The organism is Acinetobacter sp. NBRC 110496, from assembly GCF_000876115.1.
In the GTDB taxonomy this organism is placed as follows: domain Bacteria; phylum Pseudomonadota; class Gammaproteobacteria; order Pseudomonadales; family Moraxellaceae; genus Acinetobacter.
Genome location: NZ_BBTF01000082.1, coordinates 1 through 10,021 on the forward strand (window position 1 = coordinate 1; position 10,021 = coordinate 10,021).

The 10,021-nt window shown below is 35.6% G+C and carries 14 protein-coding genes; 7 read left to right on the forward strand and 7 right to left on the reverse strand.

Annotation, left to right across the window (positions count from 1 at the left end):
- Positions 1–572 precede the first annotated feature (572 nt).
- The 3 genes from Aba26S_RS19765 to Aba26S_RS19775 form a co-directional block, all read right to left on the reverse strand.
- Positions 573–1,523, reverse strand: coding sequence for a hypothetical protein (locus tag Aba26S_RS19765; protein WP_043041679.1), 951 nt, complete (start codon positions 1,521–1,523; stop codon positions 573–575).
- A gap of 11 nt (positions 1,524–1,534) precedes the next feature.
- On the reverse strand, positions 1,535–2,005 hold the full coding sequence (locus Aba26S_RS19770) for a hypothetical protein (protein ID WP_043041678.1): 471 nt from the start codon (positions 2,003–2,005) through the stop codon (positions 1,535–1,537).
- Positions 2,006–2,070: 65 nt separating this feature from the next.
- Positions 2,071–2,478 (reverse strand): hypothetical protein, encoded by a 408-nt coding sequence (locus tag Aba26S_RS19775; RefSeq protein ID WP_043041676.1) that lies wholly within the window; start codon positions 2,476–2,478, stop codon positions 2,071–2,073.
- Positions 2,479–3,027: 549 nt separating this feature from the next.
- Here Aba26S_RS19775 and Aba26S_RS19780 point away from each other — a divergent pair.
- Entirely contained in the window at positions 3,028–3,417 is a 390-nt protein-coding gene (locus tag Aba26S_RS19780) for a hypothetical protein (RefSeq protein ID WP_228135115.1), read from the forward strand.
- 102 nt (positions 3,418–3,519) lie between these two features.
- On the opposite strand, the gene Aba26S_RS19785 is transcribed toward Aba26S_RS19780, so the two are convergent.
- Positions 3,520–4,323, reverse strand: a complete 804-nt coding sequence (locus Aba26S_RS19785) for a DUF4942 domain-containing protein (RefSeq protein ID WP_043041675.1) — start codon at positions 4,321–4,323, stop codon at positions 3,520–3,522.
- A gap of 155 nt (positions 4,324–4,478) precedes the next feature.
- Between Aba26S_RS19785 and Aba26S_RS19790 the strand changes: the two genes are divergently transcribed.
- Genes Aba26S_RS19790 through Aba26S_RS19805 form a run of 4 tightly spaced genes read left to right on the forward strand, consistent with a single transcriptional unit; the run spans position 4,479 to position 6,100 of the window.
- A complete protein-coding gene (locus tag Aba26S_RS19790; RefSeq protein WP_155770358.1) occupies positions 4,479–4,880 on the forward strand; it encodes a hypothetical protein in 402 nt (133 codons plus the stop codon).
- 14 nt (positions 4,881–4,894) lie between these two features.
- The gene (locus tag Aba26S_RS19795; protein ID WP_024160920.1) at positions 4,895–5,425 is read left to right on the forward strand and encodes a hypothetical protein; all 531 of its coding nucleotides are present in this window, start codon (positions 4,895–4,897) and stop codon (positions 5,423–5,425) included.
- Positions 5,422–5,784, forward strand: coding sequence for a hypothetical protein (locus Aba26S_RS19800; protein ID WP_043041673.1), 363 nt, complete (start codon positions 5,422–5,424; stop codon positions 5,782–5,784). Before Aba26S_RS19795 ends, Aba26S_RS19800 begins: the two co-directional genes overlap by 4 nt.
- Positions 5,785–5,839: 55 nt before the next feature.
- The gene (locus tag Aba26S_RS19805; RefSeq protein ID WP_043041672.1) at positions 5,840–6,100 is read left to right on the forward strand and encodes a hypothetical protein; all 261 of its coding nucleotides are present in this window, start codon (positions 5,840–5,842) and stop codon (positions 6,098–6,100) included.
- Positions 6,101–6,181: 81 nt separating this feature from the next.
- On the opposite strand, the gene Aba26S_RS19810 is transcribed toward Aba26S_RS19805, so the two are convergent.
- The 3 genes from Aba26S_RS19810 to Aba26S_RS19820 are packed head-to-tail and all read right to left on the reverse strand — an operon-like array spanning position 6,182 to position 7,853.
- Positions 6,182–6,712 (reverse strand): hypothetical protein, encoded by a 531-nt coding sequence (locus Aba26S_RS19810; protein ID WP_043041671.1) that lies wholly within the window; start codon positions 6,710–6,712, stop codon positions 6,182–6,184.
- A 34-nt stretch (positions 6,713–6,746) separates the two neighbouring features.
- Positions 6,747–7,496, reverse strand: coding sequence for a hypothetical protein (locus Aba26S_RS21535; protein ID WP_024160922.1), 750 nt, complete (start codon positions 7,494–7,496; stop codon positions 6,747–6,749).
- A gap of 12 nt (positions 7,497–7,508) precedes the next feature.
- The gene (locus tag Aba26S_RS19820; protein ID WP_024160923.1) at positions 7,509–7,853 is read right to left on the reverse strand and encodes a hypothetical protein; all 345 of its coding nucleotides are present in this window, start codon (positions 7,851–7,853) and stop codon (positions 7,509–7,511) included.
- Between the two features lie 256 nt (positions 7,854–8,109).
- On the opposite strand from Aba26S_RS19820, the gene Aba26S_RS19825 reads away from it, so the two are divergent.
- Both Aba26S_RS19825 and Aba26S_RS19830 read left to right on the forward strand, forming a co-directional pair.
- On the forward strand, positions 8,110–8,475 hold the full coding sequence (locus Aba26S_RS19825) for a hypothetical protein (RefSeq protein WP_024160924.1): 366 nt from the start codon (positions 8,110–8,112) through the stop codon (positions 8,473–8,475).
- Positions 8,476–8,770: 295 nt separating this feature from the next.
- The gene (locus Aba26S_RS19830; protein WP_043041670.1) at positions 8,771–9,547 is read left to right on the forward strand and encodes a hypothetical protein; all 777 of its coding nucleotides are present in this window, start codon (positions 8,771–8,773) and stop codon (positions 9,545–9,547) included.
- Positions 9,548–10,021 lie beyond the last annotated feature (474 nt).

Below are 10,021 nucleotides of genomic sequence, written 5' to 3' on the forward strand. Positions count from 1 at the left end.
TGCCCTAGCTTCATGAGAAAAGATACTAGATAGTTTTAACATCACACGGCTCCAAGTTTAAGGCAATATGCCTCGAGATAAAACCATTATAACGATCAAAACTCACTAAATTAGTTTATTTAAAAAAAACTTCATTAAAGTTAAACCCTTGAAGATTAAAACATACGGCGAAAAACTTAGGTTTTTATTCAATATTAATCAGACTTACTCAAATTTAGTCTAGATGAACTGGTATTTTTAAAATTAAGGCTGCTTCGCGTTCCCATTTGTGAACAAATTTTCATTTTTTGAGAATGAATTATATTTTATTTTTAACTGACACTGGAACAATTAGCCATAGACAAGTAGGGGGTTGGTAAATCCATATACCACATTAAAGAAATAACGCCGTAGTGGTGTTAATTCATTGTTAATTAAATATGGTTTGAATTAAGGCTTGATGGAAATGCATTAGTAAAAGTATGGGTGCTGAATTAGCAAAATTAAGTTTTGAATTATTTTAATCAATTAAAAAACATCGTTTGCGTTTATAAAGCCAGCAGTTGATCAATTAGTTGATCAACGCAAGGGTATTAATCTTTTTTATGGTTTAAATACCTTTGAGTACGTTCTAATAATTTCGGGATGATTTTTTCTGCTTCTTCTTGGGTGAGATGCAAACCATAAAATTTATTAGTTGTTCCGTAGCTTTCATCAAGTACTGAATAGGGAATATATAAGGTGTACATGTCTTGTTCTACTGAGTACAACGTGATGAAGTCTGTCGTATATGAAAACTTGCCATTTTCGCTCTCTACCTTGATTTGTTGGTGTTTAACGAGCTTGAGTGGTGAAATGCAGTCACCGCCATAGATCGCAACTGTGCCACGCTCTTTGTAAAGCTTAATGAGTTTTTTGGCGCACTTTAACGGCTTGCCGTGTTTGTCCAATTTTGGTTGGTTGCGAACAAAGATGTTATAGCGAAGATTCGAGTCACCAAGCATTCCTCTTGTTGTTTCACTGATGGTCAATTGGCGTTTAGACTTCTTATAAAACTCTAATAAACGTTGCTGTAAATTGAACCGTGAAACACCACTTTCGATGTCAAAATTTAGACCTTTAAAAACGTTTTTATTACTGTTGTTTCCAAAGTAACAAACTGCATCGTTAAACATTTGCGTTAAGTTTGCAAAAATTAAGAGAAAGTCGTTTTGTGGGTACGGACGTTTTTGATACATGCACCCAAACTCACTGTCAGCTAACTTATAAAAATAGGTGCGAACGCCAGTATAACTGCAAAGTGAATCATAAATGCGTGTGCCTTTAATTTGAATCTGAGTGACATAGCTAGATGAAAATTCAGGGGTAGCCCAAAGGATAGGGCTGAACAGGATGTCTTTCACTAATCCATTGTCGTATGCACGGTCGCCAACGGGACTGTTTTGGTTAATGCGGTCGTTTTGGGTGTAAACATGGATGTTCTTCAGCTCCAACGTTTCACGTTTGAACACGGTCTTTTCAGCGGTAGCAGTAGCGGTCGTCATGGTGAAGTTCCTTATCGGCTTAAATACGTGTGTGCAAAAATTGATTGCATGGTTTTAAAAATTGGGTCTGTTTCAAAGTAGTCAGAAATTTGCTCTTGGAATGTGCTTTGATGGTTGCGAATCAACGTGCGAATCGCAGAACTGTTTAAAGTGTCTGAGTTGGTAAAACCATTTTTTAGTACTTTGATCTCAAAATATGGGCTAGTGGATGCAATCACACTGACAATAATGTTGCCGTCTTGGTCTGTCTTAACTGACAAATCAGCAATTGGGCTTAGTTCATGGCGTAAAAAATACATATTGTCGGGGTTATAGATTGCTTTAAATCTGATTCCGTCTTGGCATATAGCGCAAAACAGTTCATTCACCGACTCAGCAGTAAAGATCGCCCCAAACGTCACAACAACAGGCCCGACATTTTTTTGCTGTGTTTCATCATGTTTGATAGTTAGCTCGCAATGCGCTGTAATTAGGTTTTGCATTGTTTATATCCTCAAGTGCGATTCAGTGGCATACGCACGTTATCCGTGCGTATGGGTGAATTGAATTATGAAAGTTCGCGTGACCAACAATCTTCTATACGGTCGTATGCGTAGCCGTTTTGAGCCATTAACATGCAAATGTCTTCAAGGTTTTTGCCAAAGATATTTACTGAGGTAACTTGGTCGAGTACTGATGTATGACCAAAGTTTTCTTTTAATGTTGCAACGTAGATTTCAACGTCCATGAAGAAGAAATTTGTTTTATCTGCCAATGTCGGCTTGTGCTGTTGAAATTGAAGTTGAGCATAATCACTATCAGCTTGAAGATCAGCAAGGGTTAAATCACAGTTGTTGTCGATGTAATCTGATATTTCATCAACCAATTTTTCCATGTGAGCACCGCTAAAAGTTTTAGGGAAACCGATATATAAAGTGCCTTGTAACTGTACTGATTGAGCGTTTAAATTTGACATGCTGTTCACTCCAAGTTTTAAGCTTTCTGCTTTTGATAGTTCTATTTTATGAGCAAAAACAACCTGGCTAACTTTTCTCGAAAATAAGATTTTCAATCTTTTTTTAATCAATTAAAAAACATCGTATGCGTCTTAATAAGCTTTTCTATTAGATGAATCACCGTAATTCATTAATAATACTTAAAGGGTTAATTAGTTCGTTTAATTATACTTAATTACTTTCATGTTTTCTTAGAATAAGAAGAACATTAAGCCGTCTTCTAGAATTGGTTGTATATACCAATTTTTATTCATTGTTTGCCTCTGCCATACTAAAAACATAATTCACCTGTACCTTATCTAGCTTCAGGGGATACAGCATTTTATTTTGGTGTTGTATGGCGCTATATAAAAATGATTTGTACAACTGCTTAAAAGTGGTATTCCTGACATTAAAATTTTTATAGATTGAGTGATTAATCCTGTCGAATTGTATTTTTGTGAAAAGATTCTAGACCTAAAAACATAGTTAAAATAGCCTTGTTGTTATTAGATCGTAGTATCCTAAATATGAATCACCATGAATATAAAATCGAGCATATCAAGCAACGTGCGTTATGTGCCAACCTTTATATCGTTGATGAAAATGCATCTTTGTTAAGTTTTAAAACATATGAAGATAAACCAGCTCAAGACCGTCTTGTACTTGAAAACATCACCATTGCTGAAGCGATGAAATTAGCTGAAAACAACGGATTCTTTAAAGCTAAGTACCAGGTGCTTAAAGTGATTCAATATTTTGATGTTGAATTGGTACTCACGGCGTCTGATGTTGAGCACTGTGCTGAATTACACCAGTTTAGCGGTGGCTATAACGTGACGGTGCTTGCTGATACACCAGAACACGAACTTATTGCAATGTGGCTTACAGCAACAAACCAAAAGGGGGCATCGCTTTAGTGGTTTGGATAAAAAACAAATGAAAGTGGCACGATCGCAAAAACTGGTGCCGTATATAGCTAAAAAAACCCTCAATAGTTTTTGAGGGTTTTTTAATGTGCTTTACAAAATAGGTTCATCATACGCACGGCGTTTGTGTTTTACATTTGGATCTATGCCAATTTGATTCGGATATAACAGGTTTAATACCTGGTTAATGCGATCAACTACGCATTGATTAAACAAGATATGACAGTTACCGTTTTCGTAGATCTTAATGCGTAATAAATTATCATCAATGCTATGCCAGATACCACGGTGTAAACTGAGTTTATCTAATCTGGTGTGGTCTAAAGGTTTGCCAAATAACTGCCTTGCTATAAAGCGTACTTCGTCCACTAAATTATCTCTTCTGCAATAAGAATGGTAGCTATTGTGATGAATGATCACGCACGGGTTAATACCAGCACCAAGATTGGTTTTGTATTTGCTTGATAATTGGCTAAACAAGGAATCAACTTTACGTGCATATGCCATGTGGCGTGTAGACCAGATAGATTCTAAGAATACATTCACGTTATCCATCGTGAAATCTTCAATTTCATGGCGAACAATTTTATCTTGCAACGCATCATATTCTTTTTCAGATATGAAGTTTCTAAGATTGATGATCTCAGTTAACTTCCTCCAGAAGCATGATGATATTTGTTTTAAAGCAGATTCTTCAGTGTTGAATGATGATGAATATGATTTTCGAGTGATTGCACTCACAATCTGATAAGCATCAAGTTCAATATCTTTGATGGCTTCATAAATGACCTTTATTGACGATTTTGCTTTTTCGCATTGCAAAATTAGCTTTTCGACTTCAACAAAGTCTAATTCAGATGCTTGCACTTCTCTTTTTATATTTACCAACATATTCATAATTGCCCACTTAATTAGCTTAATTGTCTATATAGATATTTTAATAAAAACCATGGTCATTAATTTTTTTTTAAAAATTTATAAGCTAACTTTTCCACTATAATTAAATTAAATAAGCACAACGCTTAAAACTTGGAGTAGTGGAAATGGCTTTAATGAAATGCGTAATGATTGATTTAGATTTTGAATATAACAATGGTTGTGTAGAAGTCTTAACTGACAAGCTATTCGTTTATGCAAGCTCTTATAGTGACCTTGTTGTTGCTATTCACCAGCGTATTCAACAAGACTGTAAAATCCTTTCTACTTCTCTTAAAAATGAGAACAAAGAACTTCATGTAAAGCTAAATGACAATAACCGTAAAGCTAAAGTGACGTTCTCAATTAAACGTGATGTCTTTTATGTTGATTCAAACAGTATTGGTGCGTTATTGCCTCATTTTCAAGATCTCAATGTGGGTTGCTGCACGATACGAAAGGGCAAATCTACTAACATCAATAAGCTACTGGATTACAGTTTCTTTAATGAAATTAATTCGATAGTCATTCCTTTTTAATGCTTCAGGTGTTTATGGCTCAACCTTTAAAATTCCTTTTAATACCACTGGCTATGTTAGCCAGTGTTGTTGTTTTGGCTTTGGTCTTTCATGGAATGGGGGATAGCTACTCAAGAGTGATGTATGCCGTCTGGTTCTTTCCGCTACTGCTTATGTACCTAGCTGTGGCTCCTACCTATTACATTTATAGAAAATTGCCGATTCATAGCAAAACTGCATTACCTCTACTCATTGGAACTGTCACGGTCTACCTACTGTTGTTCTATTTTGTATTTCCTGTTCCAGCCAAAGTACAACATGATTATTTATCTCAATTAAAAGGCTTGCAAGAAAGTAATGAGGGCTTCAATAGCATTAATACAATGCTGACCAAAAAAGAAGTGTGCCGTGATGGTCGATTAAATGGTTTTGAATATTTCTTGCTTGAAAAAAGCTTAAATGATGATGTCGATATGCTTATGAAAAAACAACATTTAGTTATGTTCTCAACTGATCGAACAAATACCAATGCTATAAAAATCTGTAATGAGGATATTGTTAAATGAAAAAATCAAATGAGTGTTCAGAACATATACGTGCGACAACTAAAGATCTGCTAATTTATCTGCCTTGTGTATTTGTATATTTTTATGCGCTTTCTTCAATAGCAATATTTGTCTACTTATATATGTTGAAGCTTGTAAGTAACCATCTCCAGCAACATGATTTTCTAATCATTACTGTGATTTATGGCTTTTTTGTGATTGGTGTAAACAATGTGATGCAGCGGATCTTAAGGGTGTTCAAGTTGATTGATGATTCCAAGCCATTACAGTTTAACGGCGCTCAATCTTTGTGGGCTGTTTTCGTGATGTGTATAGCTGGAGTACTTGGCTTTCTCACCTCATTTAATCTTATGGGTTGAACAATCCGAATCAGGGCTATTGAATGATTAATTTAACTCGGCGTATGGTGCAATTATGAAAAAAACTAAAGCGATCTATCTATCAAAAGTGTTTTGTGTTTTTTCAATTCTATTACTAATTTTTGCGTATGTTTTTAGCTTAGTCGTCAAGCTTACCATGCCAATGAATGAAATAATTCAGACTACTAAAGGTGGTAGTTTACTGCTATGCGTAGCTTATATCGTTGGGCTGATGGCTATTTCAATTCTGGCTCAAAAAATCGCATTAAGGTTGGTTAAAAAACCTAATGGGTTGAAGAACCCAAAACCTTTTTAATCAATTAAAAAACACCGTTTACGGCCATAAATCTATGGCCAAAAAAAGAGAGGGTAAATCTCTCTTTTTTTATGGATCTGATTAGAACAAATCTCCTTTAAGGTACTTGTTTACTTTTTGCTGCACCTTGCTGGCCATAAAGTGTGTGCTGTGAAGTCCATTGTATTCGGTCACGCATTCAAAGCTTTCAAGCAATAGGCTTTCAGGTGAGATCCCATTCCATGCGTTGAACTTCTCCAGGCCGTCTTGTGAGAGCAAATCATATTCTATCATTCCCTCAATTGCCTTGCGCTGTAGGTTGATTGCTACATCCAGCACTTCCCCCTCAATAAGCGCTCTGGCTTCGCTTGGATTGAACATTCCAATGCGGTGAGCTTCGGCAACAGGCTCAACCTGTAACGGTGCACTGACTTCAATTTCGTATACTTCACCATCTTTGGGATGAAACAATACAACCTCAACAAAAATCACTTCAATAAAGTTGGGAACAGTCTTTTTTGCTTGCCCAATGATATTGATTACGCATGACGGAACGCCGTTATATGTAGCACTCTCGGTTTTCAGAATGTGGCGAATTTTATCGGTACCAGGATTCAAATTGTGTAGTTGCATTCTCGTATCTCCAAGTTTTAAGCAATGAGCTTGATTAGTTTTGTTTAAAGTGTTCTGTGAACTCTGACCATGTTTCAGGGCGATCAAGAAGATCTGCCAGCTTCCCTAGTGTGCAATTGGTTAAGTAAACTTCCTTTCCTAATGCAGACTTTACCAATGGTTTTAAGCTGTTTGAAAAACGTCTTAGGCATAACACATGCTCTTTACCAGCATTATTGAGTATTGCCTCTTGTATGAGCTGTATTGCCGTATATACGGCTTTATCTGTGCCTACGCCTGAGTAGATCAACTCAGATCCAACCTCTAAACCATCTGTGACGATAAACGGTTCATTACATGACTTTGGTACTGGCATGTTATGGTCACGAGCAAATTGAATTGCCTTATTTAGATAGTTTTGAGCTTGTTCAACGGTCAATAGACAGTTGTAGACTTCACCAGTAGCGGTGAGTTTTGGTGCCGTGAATAATGGTTTAGTTGCTACTGTTGCTTCGTATTTTTGCTCTGGTGCTTCGTAGTAGTACCACAAGTCAAAATCAGTGCTGAAATCATTGTAGACTTCTAAATCAATCGCTTTTAAAAAGTCTTGGATAGGCTGAAAAAAAGCTACTGGTTCATCCATCCATACATCCTGGTAGGCATTGACCATTTCAGACAATTCAGCAAATTGCTGTCTACTTACCATATCGGGTATTTGACCAGATTTAAGCTGATTCAACTGTGAAAATAAAACTTCTCCGTCAGTAATACGCCCTGACTCAATGGCAAGTACAAGCTTATTCATGCGTCCAGTTCCTTAGTTCAATTCACGTTCAATAATGATGTGTCTAACGGTTTCGATCGCCGTCTCATATTGCGATGTAATCATTTCAGCCAAGCTATTCACTGATTCATATTCAAGGTGACTTAATGGTGTGAAATCCTCACCAAACTCTCTTAAAAACAGCGATTCAAAGTCTTCTGCTTCGGTATCCGCAATCGCAATAAAATCAAAAACCGTGCTTAACTGAAGGGTGCAGTTAGCATCAAAACTAAGGTGGTTATTCACCGCATCAGCTTTGACAAGTCCTATTGCCCAATCACTTAAAGGATTCGATGCAAAATGTTTTACTGATTTAGCGTCAACTGGTAATGAGTGCATAGGGGATCGCCTATCTATTGGAATAGATACATAGTATCAATCCTTAAAAGGTTTTAACTTTTCTCTAAAAATTAAAAAGTGAATTTTATTTTAATCAATTAAAATCAGCGTATGCGTTTTTAAGAAAGCTTAAAGTGGTTTTATAAGTCCTTTTAAATATTTTAAGAAAAGAATAATTGTTTTTAGAAAAAAAGTTTTAAGGGTTTTATTTTCTATAATTAAAAGCGAAAGGTGAATTTATTTAAGGAAAACCAAAATGATTTTAGGTGATATTTTAGCTCTTGCGATGGTTGGTACTTGGTTGCTTGCTCTTGATGAATACAAAGCAAAGCTTCTTGCATGGGGTCGCACGACATTTACGTTGCTAGCGATTACTGGTGTTGCAACCATCATTATTTCTTATGTATTTTATTCTACGGCGCAAATCGCATCTAAAGACTATGGCCAAGTAGTCGGCTGGTATGAAACCGTGCGTATTGCTGAGATCAGTGAACCATCGGAAAAAAAGGAACAAGAGATTCGTAAGTTTTATACGATCATGGCTCAAAACCCTAAAGAGCTATCTCACCGTGAGTTCTACAAGCTCCAAACACAATATAAGAATGTGATTTATACAAAGTAATCATTTTCCAGGCCTGGTTACAGGCCTTTCGTCTATTCAATCGTAGGATGTATTCAAATGTTGATTCAAGAAAAAGAACTCGCTGCGGTTATCAATGAGCTTGCTACGCTTAAAGATGAAGTTGATCACTCAGATTCAAAGCTATTGTGCAACTAATCTGTATGTGTCTACTTCACAAAAGGACCTGATAAAAAAGCGTAATGACCTACTGAATTACATGCAATCAGGTGAAGTTACACTGACCTGTATAGAAAGCGAAATGGCAATAGAGTTTTTTTTTGGGAGTTAGCCACTTATGAAAAGGGCAGAAATAGATAAAATACTAAACGAGTTGTTTTTTGAATTTAATGATAAAGCTACGGCGCTACTTGATGCTAGAAAAGTATTTGTAAACTTTGATCCAGAAGTTCAATTAAGCATATTACAGCTTAACCAGCATTCAGATCTTAATGCTGTACTTCCAGAACTACAAAAAGAGACTGATAAAGATCCTTTGTATTTAACACTATGCAATATCTATTGGATCAAGGTTTATAATCAGATTGTCAGTAAGAGTAACTATCGTTTAGAGGTCAAAACAATGTTCTATACGAAGTACTGCACACAAAACGGCAAAGTGTTTGGGCTTAATGCTGCACGTAAGGCACTATCTGTTATGAATGATCTTTCAAATAATTCATCACTGATTGATGTGCTTGCTAATCAAGTCGGTATATACGATACGATATGGAGTTTTAAGTTTGTTGAGAAATCACCTAAAACACGTATTCATGGTACTGGTATCAATAAGAAAAGAAAAATAGACCAATGTTTCAATATGGTTCGTACTTTTGAACAAATAGCTAAAACAATTAATTTAAGCATCAGTGCTGATGAGTCATTGTTAGACATTGATGAAAAAAATTTTGATAAGGCTATCGAGGAATTAACAACAAATCTAAATATGAATAAAGGGTATTACATTCGTATTAACGAACATCTTGAAATTCAATTAGCGAAAACGGCAATCACTATTTACGTAAAGTTTAGTGAAATAGCATCAGGCAAACTTAATAAGTTATATGGGCGATAGGTGAAGGCATGATTTTAAGTGGTCCAAGCAAAGATTTTTTTAAACGTAGATTCTTCCAAAATCACAAGGTTTTGAAAGTAATGCTATACATTTTTTTCATGGCTATTTTTCCAATACTACTTAGTGTAATGGGATTTTTTATTTCAACCAATATTGGTACCATTTTTAGCTTTGGTGTAGTCGAACATTTTTTTCTTTCTGTTCCTTTGACATTGGGGTTCTTCATCTTCGGACTGTGTTTCTTCCTTTGGCTAACTAAAGACTAGTAGGTATTTACTATGACTAATTCATGCGCCATTAATAAAGAATACTACTTTGCTGTTCGTTATTCCTGGTTGCATCAACCAGTAATGTAACCACTAGCATTAGAGTTATGTGAGGGTATTAATAAAATATAAATCTTATGTTTCGCTAATAATAAAAGGCTGATCATTTCAGCCTTTTCTATTTCATATTATTTTTTTTAAAAAAGTT

Bases quoted from the DNA above. Each gene is read 5' to 3' on its own strand.
- Aba26S_RS19765 (WP_043041679.1), bottom strand. From the start codon at position 1,523: ATGACGACCGCTACTGCTACCGCTGAAAAGACCGTGTTCAAACGTGAA.
- Aba26S_RS19770 (WP_043041678.1), bottom strand. From the start codon at position 2,005: ATGCAAAACCTAATTACAGCGCATTGCGAGCTAACTATCAAACATGAT.
- Aba26S_RS19775 (WP_043041676.1), bottom strand. From the start codon at position 2,478: ATGTCAAATTTAAACGCTCAATCAGTACAGTTACAAGGCACTTTATAT.
- Aba26S_RS19780 (WP_228135115.1), top strand. From the start codon at position 3,028: ATGAATCACCATGAATATAAAATCGAGCATATCAAGCAACGTGCGTTA.
- Aba26S_RS19785 (WP_043041675.1), bottom strand. From the start codon at position 4,323: ATGAATATGTTGGTAAATATAAAAAGAGAAGTGCAAGCATCTGAATTA.
- Aba26S_RS19790 (WP_155770358.1), top strand. From the start codon at position 4,479: ATGAAATGCGTAATGATTGATTTAGATTTTGAATATAACAATGGTTGT.
- Aba26S_RS19795 (WP_024160920.1), top strand. From the start codon at position 4,895: ATGGCTCAACCTTTAAAATTCCTTTTAATACCACTGGCTATGTTAGCC.
- Aba26S_RS19800 (WP_043041673.1), top strand. From the start codon at position 5,422: ATGAAAAAATCAAATGAGTGTTCAGAACATATACGTGCGACAACTAAA.
- Aba26S_RS19805 (WP_043041672.1), top strand. From the start codon at position 5,840: ATGAAAAAAACTAAAGCGATCTATCTATCAAAAGTGTTTTGTGTTTTT.
- Aba26S_RS19810 (WP_043041671.1), bottom strand. From the start codon at position 6,712: ATGCAACTACACAATTTGAATCCTGGTACCGATAAAATTCGCCACATT.
- Aba26S_RS21535 (WP_024160922.1), bottom strand. From the start codon at position 7,496: ATGAATAAGCTTGTACTTGCCATTGAGTCAGGGCGTATTACTGACGGA.
- Aba26S_RS19820 (WP_024160923.1), bottom strand. From the start codon at position 7,853: ATGCACTCATTACCAGTTGACGCTAAATCAGTAAAACATTTTGCATCG.
- Aba26S_RS19825 (WP_024160924.1), top strand. From the start codon at position 8,110: ATGATTTTAGGTGATATTTTAGCTCTTGCGATGGTTGGTACTTGGTTG.
- Aba26S_RS19830 (WP_043041670.1), top strand. From the start codon at position 8,771: ATGAAAAGGGCAGAAATAGATAAAATACTAAACGAGTTGTTTTTTGAA.